Genomic DNA, 17,206 nt, shown 5'->3' with positions numbered 1-17,206 from the left:
TTGATGCTCTACTCATCATCACTTGGACTTTCCAAGTTAGATTTTGGAGCGGTTAATATTGTGTTTTGCACAAGATAAGAGCATAATCACAGCCTTCCGCTTGTGTGCGAGCCAAGGCCGTTTGCGCACCATAATTTTCTATTTCGATGCTCCGAAAAACGTGGCGCGAGATTTTTTTCGCTGTGGTTCGAGAATTTTTTACTTCCCGTGCCACAGCGAAAAAAATCCCGCGCCGCTTTTCCCGAAAACACGCGCCACAATCGCAGCAATTGCGGTTCGAGAAAATCCGATCGGAATAATTGAAATCCGAGACTTCCGAGACCTCCGAAGCCGGTTCTAAGCTCTTACCCTTCTACAACATCTCGGATACGACCCAAAATATCCTGCTTGATGGCAGACAGATGCGCTCCCAATTCGCTCTCTGTCGGGAAAGAACCGTATGGATAGTCCTTGCCTTGGAAAGTATAGTGCATCGAAGAGAACTTCACCCCTGCATCTACCGCCAAAGCGAGGTCGCTCCTCTTACTCGGCACACGGATGCGGGAAAAACGGATCTGAAAGGCGATGGCATCGGCATCCATCAGAATATCGAGCCTGTCTCCGGGCAAACGGGAGGTTAGTCCTTGGGGATATTCGTCTAAGCTGAAGGCCTTGTCATCATCCCACACGCTATTTCCCTTCTTCTTGAGCATGAAATATGAGATCTCTTGCTCGGCAAAAAACCGATTGACGGGCTGCAATGCCGCTATCAGTCGTTTGGCAAAATTGCGATGGAAGCAGTTGTACACATCCATCCGGGCCTCCAGCGAGACGGGGGTGGGATTCGTGAGTCTTTTCTTCGCCCTGCGTTCGAGTATGGCCAACTCTTTGTCAAAATCGTCTACTTCCTCGATGCTCTCCCCACGGGCTGCTTGGATACACGTGACGAGAGCCTCTTCCATACACTGCTCCATATAGGCGACGAACGGCTCTATCTGCCATATCTCGGCAGATGCACCCACGGAGGGCACTCCTCCTACTGCCACATCGGCACGATTCAGGGCAGACAAGTAGGCATTCTTATCCTTGCTGCGCACCACTATCATCGGATAGCCATGCTTGGCAAGAATATAATTGACCAGCAGACGGGCGATTCGCCCGTTGCCGCCATCGAACGGATGAATGCGGATGAAGCGATAATGAAATACCGAAGCCAGACGAATGGGCGACAGCTCCCCGGCCTCTTCTGCGCTCCGATACCAGGCCACGAGCTCCGCCATCAGTGCCGGCGTTTCCTCCGGAGAGGCATATTCGAAGCGTTCGCCCGTCACGGTTTTCACCGAGTTGGGTCGCGTTTTGTACTCTCCGGCGTGGATCACCACCGTATTCAGCAGGGGACACCCGGCTCCGTGCCTCGTATAATCCTCCCTCAAGAGAGTACGGTGCAGCTCCCGAATGAACCTTTCGGTCAGCGGACGTTCGGAAGAGGAGACTTCCGCCTGTATCATCTTCAGGGCCACATTGTGGGCTTTCATCTCTTCCAAGTCTTTCATATCGGCCTCTTCCGCCACTTTCCCGAATAGCAGGAGCAGTTCCGTCTGGCCGTAAGTGAGGGTATTGCCCTCCATGTGGTTGGAGTTGTAGTTGAACTCCAGCATGAACTTGCGATCCAGCCGTCTCCGGCCTTCTTCTCTCATCGGCAGAAGAGAGCGCCACTCTGCGTACAATTTTTCGATCCTGTCCATCACCGCCATTGATTCGCCGGTTTCCCGAGCCATCGTTCATTTTATTATTATAACAAATGTAGGGCAAAAAGCATTGATACGGCAGATATTCATACTTTTGCCCGTGAAGGAGTGAGCGCACTCGGCTCTCTCGGGAAAAACAGAGATTATACCATCGATATGCTCAACGATATTCAGAGAAGTGAAGCGAAGAAAGCCGCCGAAGTCATGCGCAAAGGCGGCATCATCCTTTACCCTACAGATACCATTTGGGGAATAGGCTGCGATGCCACGAACGAGGAGGCCGTCCGGCGGATTTACCGGCTCAAAGAAAGAGCGGACAGCAAGAGCATGCTCGTCCTCATCGATTCGGAAGCCAAGCTCCAAGGCCTTATGGACGAAGTGCCGGAGTTGGCCTGGGATCTGATCGAGCTGACGACCAAACCGCTGACCATCATCTATCCTCAGGCCAAAGGCGTGGCGCCGGCACTCATCGCTTCGGACGGATCGCTGGGCATTCGCCTGACGCGTGAAACCTTCTCTGCCGAGCTATGCAGACTGATGCGCGTCCCCATAGTCTCCACGTCGGCCAATATCAGCGGCCAACCTTCGGCACGGACTTTCGGCGAGATCGCTCCGGCCATCTTAGACGGTGTGGATTATATAGTGGAGTGCCGGCGCGAAGAGCCGGCCGGTCAGGCCTCTTCGATCATTCGACTCGGCACAAGGGGAGAAGTGGAGGTGATCCGCCAATGACACGGGTGCAGCTACACCGCCTGCGCTATCTGCTGGCAGATGTCTTCGGTATCGTAGCTTCCTATCTGAGCTACAATACGCTGCGTTACCTCACCGAAGGGCAAGGGCACATATACTCCACCCTGTCCGAATATCTCTTCAACGCCAAGAGCCTGTGGGTGGGGATCCTCTATCTGCTTTTCTGGCTCTCCCTCTTCGCCCTCTCGGGGTACTACAACAAACCCGTAGCCAAAAGCCGAATATCCGAGCTGCTGACGACCGTGGCGTCGGTGCTGGTCGGATCCGTCATCGTCTTCCTGCTGCTCGTGGTGGACGACATCGTGCACGACACGGCTCTCTATCTGCGGCTCTTCTTTATGATGGTGGCGACCGTGTTGCCGTGGGTGTATTTCCCCCGTCTGTGGGTGACGACCCGAGGCATCAAAGAGCGGAAGCGGACAAAGGGCTATCATCGGGTGCTGCTCATCGGGAGCGGTACGATAGCCGAAGAGACGGCTTCGTGGCTACAGTCCGTAAGCGACATGGCCACCACGCGGCTCCACTTCGCCCCTCCGACGACGAGAGAGGGATTCGAAGAGTCGCTCAAGTCCTTCGCCTCGCTTGTCTCCGAAGCGGTGCAGGAGAGCAGGCCCCATCAGATCATCCTCGCCGTGGACTGCCCCGATGCCAGCTTCATCAGCCTGCTCCTGTACCGGCTCTATCCCTTCCACATGCCGGTATGCGTGCCGATGCGCAGCATGCTTTTCGCCGGAGCCAAAGTGAATGTACAGGGGATGAAAGGAGAGCCGATGGTGGACATGACGGCTACCAATATGAGCGAATGTGCCAAGAGCATCAAGTGGTTTTCCGACCGGCTGTTCTCCCTTCTGATGCTGATCTTGCTCATTCCGGTCTATGCCGTGATCGCCGTTCTGGTCAAGCGTTCTTCGAGAGGCCCCGTCTTCTTCGGGCAGGAACGTATCGGACTTCACGGCCGGCCGTTTACGATCTATAAGTTCCGCACCATGTACCTCGATGCCGAGAAGGATGGCCCGAGCCTCAGCTTCGATGGCGATTCGCGGGTCACGCCTATCGGGCGCATCTTGCGCAAATACCGGATGGACGAATTGCCTCAGTTCTGGAATGTGCTTCGGGGCGATATGAGCTTCGTGGGGCCGCGCCCCGAACGGGCTTTCTACATCCGGCAGCTCGTGGAGCGTGCTCCCTACTACTACCTGCTGCACAATGTCCGTCCGGGCATCACCTCTTGGGGCATGGTACGCTACGGCTATGCTTCTACCCTCGACGAGATGCTGGAACGCCTGCAATACGATTTTCTGTACTACGAGAATATGAGCCTGAGGCTGGATCTCGAAGTACTGCTATATACCTGCCAAACGATTATTAAAGGATTGGGAAAATGAAGGAAAAGGAAACGAGTCGCTACGGGTGGTTCTTGCGCTTCCTCCTTTGGCGCGAAAGGCACATCAACGAGAGGCTTTTTCTCATCATCTTGAGCCTCATCATCGGTATCCTCTCGGCTTTTGCCGCCGTTCTGCTCAAGAATACGATACACATCATCCAGCACTTCGCATTCGATCGCATTCGCGAGACGAGCTATCTCTATCTCATTTTCCCCGTCGTGGGTATTCTGATCACGTGGCTGTTCGTGCGCTACGTGGTTCGGGACGACATCGGCCACGGGGTGACGAAGATCCTCTTTGCGATCTCCCAGCGCAAGAGCCGGATCAAGCCGCACAATATGTGGAGCTCGCTCGCAGCCAGTTCCATTACGATCGGCTTCGGCGGATCGGTCGGAGCCGAATCGCCTATCGTGCTGACGGGGGCTGCCATCGGCTCCAACCTCGGCCGGCTCTTCCGCATGGAGCAGAAGACGCTGATGCTCCTCGTGGGGTGTGGTGCCGCAGGTGCCATTTCGGGGATCTTCAAGGCTCCGATCACGGGGTTGGTATTCGTCATCGAAGTGCTCCTGCTGGACCTGACCATGTCGTCCGTGCTGCCGCTGCTGATCAGCTCGGTCAGTGCCGCCGCCGTATCCTATATTATCACGGGGCAGGGAGCCATGTTCAGCTTTACGCTCAACGATCCTTTTTCGATGGATCGCATCCCCTATGCTCTGCTGCTGGGTGTATTCTGCGGACTGGTATCCTTCTACTTCTCCAAGATCATGTTCGTCTTCGAGAGCAAACTCAAGAGCTTCCCGCACTATCGCCAACGCTACCTCATCTCGGCCTTTATCCTCTGCGGTCTGATCTTCCTTTTCCCTCCGCTATACGGTGAGGGCTACGATACGATCAACGCCCTGCTCGGCGGACAGTACAGCTCTCTGATGGATGGCAGCCTGTTCGAGCCATACTCCAATTCCTATTGGGTACTGTTCGTCTTCCTCGGATTCATCATCATCACGAAGGTGTTCGCCTCTGTGGCCACCAATTCGGGCGGAGGCTGCGGCGGACTCTTCGCGCCCAGTCTGTTCATGGGAGCACTGAGCGGATTCATCTTCGCCTATGCGCTGAACTTCTTCCCCTTCATCGACGTCTATCTGCCACAGAAAAACTTTGCTCTCCTCGGCATGGCCGGCGTGATGGCTGCCGTCATGCACGCACCGCTGACGGGTATCTTCCTGATCGCCGAGCTGACCGGCGGATACAATCTTTTCCTACCGCTCATGCTCGTGAGCACGAGTTCGTACGCCACCATCCGCCTCTTCATGCCACACAGTATCTATTCGCTCCGTTTGGCACAGAAAGGGGAGTTGCTGACGCATCAGAAAGACAAGGCCGTGCTGACGCTTATGACGCTGGATGCGGTGATAGAAAAGGACTTCGAACCGGTGAGACCCGATATGACGCTGGGGGATGTGGTACACGTCTTCGGTATCAGCCATCGCAATGTCTTCCCCGTCCTCGACGAGAACAACCTGCTGATGGGACTGGTACTGCTGGACAATATCCGCAATATCATGTTCCGGCCGGAGCTGTATGAGAGATTCAAGGTCAGCCGTTTCATGGTTTCTCCTCCGGCCAAAATAGTCAATACGATGTCCATGGAGACCATCATGCGGATCTTCGACGACACCAAAGCATGGAACCTGCCCGTCATTGACGAGCAGGGATGCTACCTCGGATTCGTATCCAAATCCAAGATCTTCAATTCTTACAGGGAGGTATTGGTGGAGACGTTCTCCGGCGATTGAGCTTCCGCCACTTTGGGCTTCTCCGGGTGTTTGGGTGCGGAGTCGTGTATCGTAAGCTGCGGGAACGGGAATGGGATGCCGTCTCGGTTAAATTCGCGGTAGATCCGTTCGTTCATATCCCAGTAGACATTCCACAGGTCGTCCGTGGCGCACCACGCACGCGCCATCACTTTCACCGAACTGTCTGCCAATTCCTTCACCACGACCGTGGGGAGGGGATCTTTGATAATCCGCGGTTCCTCGTCGATCAGACGCAGCAGCAGTGCTTTCACCCGATCGAAGTCCTCGTTGTATTCGATCCCGATGATCCATTCGTTCCGACGCACCGCCATGCGGCTGTAGTTGATGATCACATTGCTGCTGAGTAAACCGTTGGGGATGAAGATGTACTTGTTCTCGAACGTCATCACCGTGGTGTGGAAAAGCGTCACGGCATCCACCACTCCCTCTACATTGTTGGAGACGATGTAGTCGCCCACTTTGAACGGTTTGGTCAGCAGCACGATCAGACCGCCGGCCAGATTCTGGAGCTGACCGCTCAGACCCATCCCGACAGCCACACCCACCGAAGCCAGCAAGGCCGCGAGCGAGACCGGTTGGAAACCCAATGTGGAGATAATGATGACGATCAGCAGCACAAAGCCCCCGATATTGGCAAAGGAGCGCAGGAAGGTGCGCGCTGCCGGCTCGAACGAACGTCGAACCATGATCCGATCGAGCCACTTGATCAGGACGTTCAGCAGCAGCTTGCCCAGATAGAAAGCCACAATGGCAATAACCACCTTAATGCCGAAAGTCAGTGCCTTGCCGCCCCACTGCGTGAGCAGCTCCGTCCACTGCGAAGGCTTGATCTCTTTGAGTTGCTTGATCGCTTCGGGCGAAACGACTTCTGCTATTTTATTCACTTTAGTTGTATCAACGGGAAGATTTTGCAGTGGGAAAAAGATTTTCAGACCCATACGATTCGTTACTTTTATGTCGTTAATAGAGGCGGAAAGGCCGGCCGATACGCTGTTGGCCGGCATGCTATCCGCACTGTCACGCACAAAAATATAGAAATTATGACGGATAGATTCCTGCGCATCCTTCGGCTTTCGGCCCTTTGCCTGCTCTTTTCGGCCCTTCTGCCGCCACTCTTCGGACAGCCAACCACCACCCGACAGGACAGCCTGCCGGCAGACTACACACGGCTCATCGACCGCTCTTTCGAAGCCTTCGGACAGGGCAACCTCGAGCTGGCCGAGCAAGCTCTCCGTCAGGCCATCAAAGCCTATCCCGACTTGCCCTCCGGCTATGCCCTGATGAACAACCTCGGTGCCATCCAGCAGAGACAGGGCAAGCTGGAAGAAGCTCTGCTCACCTACAGCGCAGCCCTGCAAAAACTCCCCGACGACAAGCTCCTGCGCACGAACAGAGCCATGCTCCTGACCGAAATGGGACGGACGGACGAAGCTATCTTCGACTACAACGAACTGCTCAGGGCAGAGCCGGACAACGAGATCTTCCACTACGGCAGAGCCATGCTCTACCTGGCCAAAGGAATGTACGGCGATGCCGAGTCGGATCTGGAGGAAATCCTGCGCGTCAATGACTCCTCGCTCAAAGCCCGTCTCGGCATCGCCCTGGTGGCAACGATGAAAGGCGAATACGACAAAGCCGAACGGCTCTACAACTACGTGATAGACAAACTCCCGAAAAATGCCGCAGCCTACGAAGGGCGCGCCCGCCTCTTCCTGAACAAGGGAATGAAAGGCTACGCCCTGCGCGACATCAACAAAGCCTTCGAATACGCCACACCGCCTGCCGCCTCTCTCTTCGTGCTGCGAGGCGAGATCAACGCCGCCATAGGCGACAAGAAAGCGGCGGCCGAGGATTATGCCGCAGCCGAGAGTCGCGGCTATAGCAAGGAGAGCCTCGACGTCCTACGCGCAGCCCTCCGCAAACAGTAAAAGAAAAGGCCGGAAAGACAAGAAGCCCGCGAATCCGATTCGGACACTCGCGGGCTTCTCTCTTTTGCACTCGATCATGCACGGTTTGCCTTCTGCTATCTCTTCTCGAACTTGGCCGAGTAGCTGCCGATGCGCAGCACATAGACGCCCATGGGCAGTGAGGCAATGTCGATGCACAGCTTCTCGCCATCCACCATCCGAGCCGATACCCGACGACCACGCATATCATATACCGCAGCCTGCTCGCCCACCCATGCGGACAGGGCTTCCACATGCAGCTCTGTCGTAGCAGGGTTGGGATACACTTTCATCCTATGCTGTAGGATGTCTTGCGTGCCCGAACCCAATGAAATACGAGAATAGATAAAAAAATTGGCATCCATCGAACGAGCCGGAATATCAGAAAGCGGGACAAAAGGCATCGGAGCAGCACCGGGAAGATATACCCCGACCAGATCGCCCTTGCCTTTCATCGCAGGGCCGTCATCCAGTCCGAAACCTACGGCATGCCCCTCTTGCGTCTCCACGCGGCAGCCGATATAGAGAGCTTTCCCGGCAGGAATGACAAAGGGCGTTTCCAGTTCGGCAAGGTACATCAGCTCATCGTAATAGTTTTCCTCGCCGTCCACTCCATGGCCAAAGCTCAAATCCTCCTTGTGGATCGTGGGCAGAGCCTGCTCGTACAGGACTTCTGTCTGTTCCTTATTGCCCCATATACAGATGTAGAACTTGCTGGCTGCCACCTGCTCATAGTTCATTTCTTCTGCTGTAGGGTGGAAGTCTATTCTATTGATCGTATAGCCCACATAAGGCAACAGATCCTGCACATCGAAGAAGGAAGCGCAGGCCATGGTCATTCCATTATATGGGGTCAAAAAAGAATTATAAATAAGTAAAATGCCATCATCGCCTTCCGGTTCTTCCGGCAACGCCCACGTAAGGATGTGTTCGTCTTTAGACTTGTCTTTTCCTTTAAGGCCTTGGGCGAATGCCATCGAGCCAAACACGAGAATGCTCGCAAGGAGCATAAGAAATTTTTGGTTTTTCATTTTTGATTTGCTGTGAAAAATGAACAACCGCCACTCTCCTATAAAGAGGAAATTGACGGTGTTATGTTGTTTTTTACTCCTGCACATTAGCGCACCGATGATCACCGCTCTTTTAGAGACAGCGTGACAATGCGAAAGTGAGTCTTAAAATTATTTTTTTCTGATGTTAGTTACAATCTTGAGACGAGAAGTGTAATGAGTCCTTCCATTGAGAGGTGCTTCAAAGACTTGACCATCTCGACCGATAAATCTCACACCAGAGTCAGTGTCGAATACACCTTTCTTGAAAAATCCATTGTATGAACCACCCCATCCCCAATTACAATGGAAAAAGTTTTCATACTTAATCCCGATGCCAATTAGAGTTCCATTAGGGCTATAATAGTAGTATTTGTACTTAACATGACGGTAACCATCAATCACCCACGCATGAGCGTTAGAAGCTCTCTGTCCTTGGATATATACGGGCCAATTATTACCCAAAGACTCATCCACTCGTGACTCTTTATACTTAATTAGGTTTGTCGTTTGATAACCTAATTTGTCGAAAGCCTTAGGGACATTTTTTCCACTTGCTGATGTCCCATTGTATCCCCAATTATTTTTGCAATAGTCACCGATTGTCCTCATATAGCTTGCTATAGCCGTGATTTCTTCAAAAGAACTAAAGCTATCCCCAGTTGGCTTTGATAGGATTGTCCAATCCAATCCTTGATTGTTTAAAACAGTTGGATGCTGATGACATGTCGTGATTTGCCCCACTGCAACAGCCACACAGCCCGCTAAAGCATTGACCAGCGTTCCACTCGGAGTGGGCACCAATGGTGCATGGTAATTAAAAGGAAAACGCTGATGCCACTGTACGTTAAGTAGCTTCTTTTGTTGAGTTGTGGCTACACTAAAATTAGTCAGATCAGGCTTGAAAGAACCAAATGGAATATTATGCGTAGGAGAGGGAGTATCGCCCAACTCTTCTAATTGATTCTCAAATTGCAGCAATTCCTGACTTGTAAAATTGGCCACTTGCTCTGCCGTAGCGAGACCGAAATCAATAATTCTCTGACCTAACTCTTGGTAATAATAGTTGGGAAGAAGACGTATAAAGCATGCTAACTCTGCACATTTCGTTGTGTCGTTAATGGAGATTCTAGAATCATCACTATAAGCGACAGTAGTCGGAGGAAGGACTTTGCTACCAGCGATAACCATTGAATTTGTTCTTCCTTGGAAGTTTACGATATAGGCTATTGTGTCTTTCTTTTGTTCTCCAGAACGAACATCGGTCGTTACTGTGATCGGTTCTAGACTTTCAACTTCCGGAGATTCTCCACTCCCTCCTTGGCCTCGGATCATCTCTGCGTAGTTGGCAGAGGCAAATGCCTTTACTCTGTCTTCAAACGTTCTTTTTTCTGTCTGTTGCTGTTCTGTGCCGTTGGGCTGAACCTCAAACGCTTCTTTAGTACAAGCTGTTAGTACAAGGACTAAAGCCATACCTGTCAAGAAAAATTTCTTCATCTTAGTTTATGTTTTTAGATTAACAATCCTCACATATGTGAGTTTTTTCAAAATCGTCTTTATGCTATCACGATATAGACAATCTCTTTTTAATATTTACGGTGCAAAGGTAATGCTTGTAACGATAAATACAAATAAATTCAGGATAAATAATAGATATACACAAAAACAGAATCAGGTTACTTCTTAAAATCTTTTTGCTTTCCCGATATTGGAAGTATCTGTACCTTCGTGTTCGGCTGTGGCGACAGTCCATGCAGAGAATTAAGAAACGATTGTAGGCTGTTTCTTGCTCCCTGCACGATGCAGGAAGCCGTTGTCAGCTGACAATCACTCCGTGCACGATGCAGGAAGCTGTCGTCACGTGACAATCACGTCCTGCACGATGCAGGAAACGATTGTCAGCCGACAATCGTTTCGCGCACGGCTGTTTTGACCTTTCGTCGCCTGACAATGCTTATATAAAAGCTGTTTCAGGGGGCAGTGTCACTTGACACTGCTACCAATAACAGATTAATAATCAATCAAATACAACAAAAAAAGAAACACAAATGACTGTAGAAAATTTGCGTCTGCAGCGGCTCCAAAATTTGGAGCACTACCGTTTTGCCAAGAATGTGCTGACGCTCTGTCGCACGGCAAATATCGCTAAACTGAATCCCAAACTGCCCGAGCTGGAAAAGGCTATCGAAATGGAGGATTTGGCTCTGAATCCGCCCGTCGCGAACGAGCTGACGCCTCAGGTCATAGCCCTCGACGAGGAACGCGACAGAGCCTATCAGGCGCTGATGTCGCGCGTGCGTTCGTATGCTTTCGACGAGGACAGCCAGCTGCGCAACGCGGCAGCCAGAATCGAAGACGTGGCCGCTCGCTACGGCAATGTCATTCGGATGAATTATGACAAGGAGACGGCCGCGATAGAGAATTTCCTCACCGATCTCAAGGGCGAGAACATTCGCCCCTTCGTAACGAAACTCGGCGTGACGGCACTCGTTGACAGACTGGAGAAGGCCAATAAGGCCTTCGCCGACTTCTTCCTCCGCCGTCTGAGCACCGACCAACGAGGCAAATATGACGTGAAGGCACTCCGTGCCGAGACCGACCGCACATTGGCAGCCGTGGTGCGCCGCATGGACTCCATCGACGACATGGAGCCGAGTCCGGAGATCCGTGCCCTCATCGACCTCTACAACCGACTCGTGGCCAATCGCCGCGCCCTTCTGGCTCGCCGTGCCACCTACGGAGAGGCAGCCGTGGAGAAGCGTCGTGCCGAGATCGCCGAGATGCTCCGCCCCCTGCTCGCCCGGATCGTGGAGGAGAAGAAGACGGCCGTCTTTGCCGGTCGCACCCTCGGCACGGGCAAGAACCGCCACTATCTCATCACATTCGTAGCCGAGAACGGCGACGAGGAGGATCGCTGGTACCGCATCGACGGGGAGCGTCTCGTCCACGTGCCCGAAGACGAACTCCCCAAGCCGAAGAAAAAGAAGAAACCTGCAGGCAGCACGGACACCCCATCCGAGCCGCCCGTCCTGCCGGATCCATCGCAAGAGGGAGGCAGCAGTAGCGGCGGCGGCGAACAAGGCTCTACCGGCGGCGGACTCTGACCGAAAGCCGGATGCTTGCTTCATCCGACTACAAGAAGCGGGGCAATATAGCCGAACAGCATAAAAAGGAAGTCGCCCGGCTCTGAGGGAGTCCGGGCGACTTTTGTATTTGACCGAACAGGCTATGTCCGGCCAAGAGGAGATTCTTATTTAACGGCTACCTTTTCTACATACGTTCTGCCGTCCACGGAAATGCGGATTACATAGACTCCTGTCTGTGCCATGTATTCCACCACATCGGATCCGGTCACGACGGAGCGTCCGTTCATATCGTAAATGCGAACTTCACCCCTGCAAGTTACTGCGATTCGATGGCCATCTACGGTCAAAGCATACGGCCTTGTCGTTACCGTTTCGGACAAGGACGTAATGGTCAGTGTCGCTTCCTCCACCGGCGATTCGCCGTCCGGATAAACGACTTTTACCCCGTATGTGTAGGTACCCGGAAGCAGATTCACGTCCCGATAAGTGGTTTGAGTCACTCCGGAAGCTATCTGAACATTGTTGCGATAGATCGAATAGGTATAAGCCGGGCCGGGGCTACTACCCGAAATCTCGATATCGTCGAAGACAATAAAGTTTTGGTTCGTACAGTCATAATGACGGAATGCCACATATTTTGTTCCGGCAGGCAAATCCACCGTCCGTTCTATCCACTCCGTCTGTCCGGAATATTCGTCTCTTTTTGTGTCCGCAATTTTGGATCCGGTGGATGTTTCTTCGAATACGAGCGTGAAGTCGGAAGGATTCGCTCCCGTTGATGAAGCCATCACGGCATAATGCTCTGCGGGATAATTGGCATTTACGGCAAAGTAGTACTTTACCTTTGTCGCCCCTTCCACTTTCGGACTGATCAGATAATTGTCAGGGGTAAATGCCGTTCCCAACCATGAGAACGACCCTATCACCGCTTCTCCGTTATGCGGATTGACCCATGCCGTTGCCGGCTCGGTAGGCAAGAGAACACCCCAATTCTTACCGTCTCCATCGGCATCGACAGCAATCCAGCCGGCAGGAATACCTTCATATTCCACTGATTCGAAACCCTCTTTCAACAGGACCGTTTCGTCCTTTCCGGCAGGAGCAGCCCATTGGAGAACGGCATCCATCCCATCCTGCGTAGCCGTCAGGTTCTGGACAGGATGAAACGGAGTACCGTCGGTGACGGTTAATGTTACATAGTCACCGGTCGTACTGAAAGAGGTTCCATTTTGAAATGCGACAAGGAAATGATAAATCTTTCCCGCTTCGAACCTGAAATCGTCCCCGTAAGTATCATCCGCCTGCCCGAAAATACCGGGAATAACGATGCACAGACCGGGCGACGGATTCACCACTACATAATCATATATCCCCGCCGGCAGGTCGATACTGGCCACTCCGTCTACGACCTGATACTCGGGTGTACAGGAGGGATCGGCTGCTGCCGGTACTTTGAATTCGAAAGGATCATACAAAGAGGCAGGGATGTTGCAGTCTTCGGTCAAACACTGCCCCAGTGGTGTGGGAGGGGGAATTTCATTACCATAAGCTGTGTGATCGGCGTCTATCAGCATTTGATAGCCTGAGCCGTCTCCCCACACATCATGAGCCTCCAGGATAATACGGGCCATACCGCCCGGAATAGGCTCATCACGGAATTTGCTAAGATCGGATGGTTCTGCCTTTTGCTGTTTCAGCATCAGAGTCTTTGCCCGCGCAGGAGAAACCTCTTTTCTCATTTTTTGCGCCATTGCTGTTTGCCCTAATCCCCAAAGAGAGAATAGAAGAGCAAAAGCAAATAAGGAGTTCTGCTTTTTCATACCGTCTAATTGTTAAAGGGTTAATTAAATCAAACATGCCTATCCATGGCATTTGTGATAAAGAAACAATAAAAAAATGAATTGGAAGGTAAAAAAGTCTGTGCTCCTAACGACTAATCCGGGTTCATCCGATAAAATAGGCAGGTCAATATTGCCAAGCAGTATAAAAAAGCTACCCCGTAGAGGTAAGAATACCTCAGTGCAGCCTTCTATATATTATGTATAGAGAACGTACTATCGGTAGCGTACGGTCATGAGCAGGTGTGTACGCACCTGTCCGCGGATCAGCTCGCCGGCGGATCCGATCGTGTCGGTATCGCGCCGAAGGAGGTGATCGATGCGGCTTTCGACCTCCACATGCGGCAGGGGGGCAATACGCACGAACATGCCCAAGCGGACTCCTCTGCCATAGAAAAAAGCTGACGAATAGTGGTGACGCGGATTGTGCACCGCTTCATAGAGCCGGTCTGCAAAGGAATCCGTATCGAAAGCCACGGCATCCATACTGCATACGCGGAGCAATTTCCCTCCGCTATAATCGGCACGCAAGGCAAGGCTCTTACCTCCCGTCGGAGCCTGCCACACTTGCTGCTGCCCATCGAAGCTATTGCTCCGACTCCATTGCAACGAAGCCATCAGCCGCCACCGCTCATCGAACGCGTATCGCCCTCTCAGCCTGACGGCAAGGCTGCGCCGATAGCGTTTGTCCGCGGTGCCTCGGATCCGGCAACTCCACGAAAGGGCGGACAGGCTCTTCTCTCCTTCAAGGATCCAGTGGAAGGCTTCCGTTTTCTCTTTTCGACCGAAGCGTGGGACGAAACTGCCATAGTAGTCCGCAAAGGCTCTGACCGTCCAGTCCGAAGGCAGCTCCCAAGCGGCTCTCCCCATCACGCCCCATTCATTGCCCGGGCGGCTGTGACGGACAAAAGCTCCCCGGTAATACGACCAATAGTCGGCAGGGATATACCGACCGACAAGCATGTAGCTGCCACCGATGGGGTGCGTATAGCGCAACCCATTGATCGTCCCCACAGCACCGTTGGCGGCTCCGGCAAATTCGCCGAATAGCTCGGTTCCGCCCTGACCGAAGAGATAGGAATAGTCGGCTGAGACAAGGGAGAAACGCTCCAGATCGGTCAGAGAGGCGATGCCCTTGGTGCCGACCGCTCGCAACAGGCGCAATCCGCCCCAATGCAGATGCAGGAGATTGAAAGTCAGACGGAGTCGATCGTCCGTATAGCTGACGGAAGTGCCTGCGGTGGTCATCGTGGCAGCGTTTCGCCGCGCGATCTCGGCATCCGTACGATGCAGTCCGGTGTGGTAAATGGCTTTGATGGCGCCGTCTTCGGTGACGGTGGCGTCTACCCCCTTACGCGAATAAAATGCCGTCAGTGCCCATCGTCCTTGTGCAAGAGCGGTAGCAGCCCCGCGCATGAAGTTGTCCTCGGCGTAGGTAAACGCGCGTCGCAGCGTGGTTCCGCCACGAGGATAGGCGTAGGCCATTCCCATGAAAGAGGCCTGATTGACCAGCAGGCCGTATCCCATCCCTATTCGATAGTCCCCGAGTGCCACGGCTCGCACGGCACCTTTTCCTTCCATGAAGAAATGGGCGGAATAGCTGTCGAAGCCCTTTCGCCGCTTGTCGAAAGCCGGCTCTCCCCGGTCTTTGGACGCAGTAAGGCCTATGGAGAAACGATTGCCCATAGCGTAGCTCCAGCGCAAACCGCCACCCCACGGATCTCCCCGATACGGATGCCGGCTATCCGGACGGTAGCCCTCCTGCCGCTGGAGGATGGCATCGGTATGCACCGACACATCGTGATGGGCATAAGACAGGATCTCGCGAAAAGAGCCGGCCGCCGACTCGCTCCGCTTCTGCACCGTCAGCATCGGCCACAAGAGCAGACAGGTGCGTCTGTCCCAGCCGGCAATCTCCCTCAGCACCCAAATGCTGTCGAAGCCCTCAGGATGAGCATGTCGGTAGAGTAGGAAACGGCGGATCTGAAATTCATTGAGAAAGGGGAACTGCTCCAAGTCCTCCCGGGTAAGCGTATTGATGTCCAGCGGATGCTGCTTCTGCACCATCCACCGCTCCAGAAATTCGGCTCCCTCGTCCTCCCCGATTGCACCTGATTCTATCTGCTCTGCTATGTATTCATCCCATTCGGGCACCACCGTCTGCCCACCGAGAGGCAAGGAGAGGAGGATAGCGCAAACGACCGTCAGTAGAGGCTTCATACCTTCCGGTAAATCCTACGCTGCTTCTGCTACCACATCAATGCAAGGCCGCCGCGCACGATGTCGGATGTCCCGGTATCGATAAAGACGGCGAAATTGTCTCTCAATGAGCAACTCAGTCCGACCCTAAGGCTAACGTTAAATCCGCCCTTTAGTTCTCTCGATGATGAACCGTTGTTTTCCGGGAAAAAGCTCGCCCCTACTGCACCTCTTGCATAGAGTTCGATATTCGGGTTGAGCCGCTTGTGCACGCCTGCTCCGGCTAAAAATCGAAACCGATTCTGCGCAGAATCATCAGAAAAAGGCAGGGATCTTTTGTCTGATACAGATCTGAATGCCGCCCAATCCAATTCCGCATAGATGGATAGCAGAAGCCCTTCTGCGAGTTGTTTTACGCCTCGTTCGTAGCCGACGGCAAAAGAAGCCGAAGCCCCTTCTACGTTATAATTATCCAGAGAGGGCAATCCGATTCCTGCCGGATAGCCGATGGCAACGTACACCATCTCCTTTTGGGGCGAGAAGATGAAATCCTTCGTCTCGGATTGCTCGGGTGCAGACTGTGCCTCGGCCCGAAGAGCCAAAACGGCAGTAAGAAATAAGAAAACAAGGGTTCGTTTCATAAGATCATTTGTGTGATTTTTCATTCAAAACGGGACAAAAATACGGAGAAACAGGCACTTTTTCCGCCAAATCCCTCGGCCAATCGGGCGACTCCCCCCTCTTTCCTTTTTCGCCGGAGGTTTCATGCTTATACTGCTCCGATCGATAACTTTTTTGGGGCGAATCCTTTCTGAGAAAAAGAAAGCCTGAATTGATATAGTCTGTATCTATGAAGCCATAAAAACATTCGATGATTTTTTCTTTGCCATGAAAAAAGCTGCACATATTTTTGCGGCCGGAATAAACCCAACGGTATCAAATCACTCTTTCATAAAACGCTCCCCAACGGATACCACTGTTGACAGGTAAGTGAGAGCATTCAAATAACAATATAATTTCCTCAGACCGTATATTCTTGGATATATAGGGCGGCAATTCTCTACAATTGCCGCCCATGATATTTTTGTACGAGCCTGTTCCTCCCGAAAACGACCGAATTTCCCTTTTCGGACAACCTCCCATTCCAAAGTTCACAGACCGGAAATGCTGCGATCGCGGCGCATCCTGAAAAATTGGCACTCGGAGCAGTCAAAGAAAAACAGTAATGATGTTGAAGCATTTGACCGATTCCGAGCGTTTTTCACATTGTGGAAGAATACTTCGGCAGCACCCGGAGCAAGCATGCCGGCGAAAAGAAGTACAGCATCGCCGGGAAGAAAATTTCCGTTCCGGCCGGAAAAAGTTTTTTCTACAGTCAGGAAAAATCAGAAAGCCGTCCGGCAATTTTTTGT

14 protein-coding genes are annotated in these 17,206 nt (G+C 52.7%); 6 read left to right on the top strand and 8 right to left on the bottom strand.

Annotation, left to right across the window (positions count from 1 at the left end):
- Window positions 1-52: 52 nt before the first annotated feature.
- Entirely contained in the window at window positions 53-214 is a 162-nt protein-coding gene (locus HQ49_RS12640; protein WP_160224173.1) for a DUF1661 domain-containing protein, read from the bottom strand.
- On the opposite strand from HQ49_RS12640, the gene HQ49_RS10710 reads away from it, so the two are divergent.
- On the top strand, window positions 147-299 hold the full coding sequence (locus HQ49_RS10710; RefSeq protein ID WP_080637671.1) for a DUF1661 domain-containing protein: 153 nt from the start codon (window positions 147-149) through the stop codon (window positions 297-299). The two genes, HQ49_RS12640 and HQ49_RS10710, sit on opposite strands and share 68 nt — an antisense overlap.
- A 45-nt stretch (window positions 300-344) precedes the next feature.
- On the opposite strand, the gene HQ49_RS10345 is transcribed toward HQ49_RS10710, so the two are convergent.
- The gene (locus HQ49_RS10345; RefSeq protein ID WP_052073440.1) at window positions 345-1,757 is read right to left on the bottom strand and encodes a Fic family protein; all 1,413 of its coding nucleotides are present in this window, start codon (window positions 1,755-1,757) and stop codon (window positions 345-347) included.
- 126 nt (window positions 1,758-1,883) lie between these two features.
- On the opposite strand from HQ49_RS10345, the gene HQ49_RS04755 reads away from it, so the two are divergent.
- Genes HQ49_RS04755 through HQ49_RS04745 form a run of 3 tightly spaced genes read left to right on the top strand, consistent with a single transcriptional unit; the run spans window position 1,884 to window position 5,655 of the window.
- Window positions 1,884-2,459 carry an L-threonylcarbamoyladenylate synthase gene (locus tag HQ49_RS04755; protein ID WP_013815251.1) on the top strand — a complete coding sequence of 192 codons (576 nt, stop codon included), beginning with the start codon at window positions 1,884-1,886 and terminating at the stop codon, window positions 2,457-2,459.
- Window positions 2,456-3,862, top strand: coding sequence for a sugar transferase (locus HQ49_RS04750; protein WP_039418699.1), 1,407 nt, complete (start codon window positions 2,456-2,458; stop codon window positions 3,860-3,862). Before HQ49_RS04755 ends, HQ49_RS04750 begins: the two co-directional genes overlap by 4 nt.
- On the top strand, window positions 3,859-5,655 hold the full coding sequence (locus HQ49_RS04745) for a chloride channel protein (RefSeq protein WP_018964680.1): 1,797 nt from the start codon (window positions 3,859-3,861) through the stop codon (window positions 5,653-5,655). Before HQ49_RS04750 ends, HQ49_RS04745 begins: the two co-directional genes overlap by 4 nt.
- On the opposite strand, the gene HQ49_RS04740 is transcribed toward HQ49_RS04745, so the two are convergent.
- On the bottom strand, window positions 5,616-6,680 hold the full coding sequence (locus tag HQ49_RS04740; RefSeq protein WP_018964681.1) for a mechanosensitive ion channel family protein: 1,065 nt from the start codon (window positions 6,678-6,680) through the stop codon (window positions 5,616-5,618). The two genes, HQ49_RS04745 and HQ49_RS04740, sit on opposite strands and share 40 nt — an antisense overlap.
- Window positions 6,681-6,716: 36 nt before the next feature.
- Between HQ49_RS04740 and HQ49_RS04735 the strand changes: the two genes are divergently transcribed.
- The gene (locus HQ49_RS04735; protein ID WP_039418697.1) at window positions 6,717-7,604 is read left to right on the top strand and encodes a tetratricopeptide repeat protein; all 888 of its coding nucleotides are present in this window, start codon (window positions 6,717-6,719) and stop codon (window positions 7,602-7,604) included.
- Window positions 7,605-7,699: 95 nt separating this feature from the next.
- On the opposite strand, the gene HQ49_RS04730 is transcribed toward HQ49_RS04735, so the two are convergent.
- Together HQ49_RS04730 and HQ49_RS04725 are read right to left on the bottom strand one after the other, a co-directional pair.
- Window positions 7,700-8,653 carry a T9SS type A sorting domain-containing protein gene (locus tag HQ49_RS04730; RefSeq protein WP_235290061.1) on the bottom strand — a complete coding sequence of 318 codons (954 nt, stop codon included), beginning with the start codon at window positions 8,651-8,653 and terminating at the stop codon, window positions 7,700-7,702.
- Window positions 8,654-8,803: 150 nt separating this feature from the next.
- Window positions 8,804-10,168 (bottom strand): C10 family peptidase, encoded by a 1,365-nt coding sequence (locus HQ49_RS04725; protein ID WP_039418695.1) that lies wholly within the window; start codon window positions 10,166-10,168, stop codon window positions 8,804-8,806.
- A 551-nt stretch (window positions 10,169-10,719) separates the two neighbouring features.
- Here HQ49_RS04725 and HQ49_RS04720 point away from each other — a divergent pair.
- A complete protein-coding gene (locus tag HQ49_RS04720; RefSeq protein WP_039418693.1) occupies window positions 10,720-11,775 on the top strand; it encodes a DUF6261 family protein in 1,056 nt (351 codons plus the stop codon).
- Window positions 11,776-11,921: 146 nt separating this feature from the next.
- On the opposite strand, the gene HQ49_RS04715 is transcribed toward HQ49_RS04720, so the two are convergent.
- From HQ49_RS04715 to HQ49_RS04705, 3 genes are all read right to left on the bottom strand, one after another.
- Window positions 11,922-13,577, bottom strand: coding sequence for a DUF2436 domain-containing protein (locus HQ49_RS04715; RefSeq protein ID WP_080745546.1), 1,656 nt, complete (start codon window positions 13,575-13,577; stop codon window positions 11,922-11,924).
- Window positions 13,578-13,811: 234 nt separating this feature from the next.
- A complete protein-coding gene (locus HQ49_RS04710) occupies window positions 13,812-15,815 on the bottom strand; it encodes a hypothetical protein (protein WP_039418691.1) in 2,004 nt (667 codons plus the stop codon).
- A gap of 29 nt (window positions 15,816-15,844) precedes the next feature.
- The gene (locus HQ49_RS04705; RefSeq protein WP_026292128.1) at window positions 15,845-16,435 is read right to left on the bottom strand and encodes a hypothetical protein; all 591 of its coding nucleotides are present in this window, start codon (window positions 16,433-16,435) and stop codon (window positions 15,845-15,847) included.
- Between the last annotated feature and the right edge of the window lie 771 nt (window positions 16,436-17,206).

This window comes from Porphyromonas gulae, from assembly GCF_000765945.1.
Lineage (GTDB): Bacteria > Bacteroidota > Bacteroidia > Bacteroidales > Porphyromonadaceae > Porphyromonas > Porphyromonas gulae.
The sequence above is the reverse complement of the archived record's forward strand: the minus strand, read 5'-3'. Positions and strand labels throughout refer to the sequence as shown.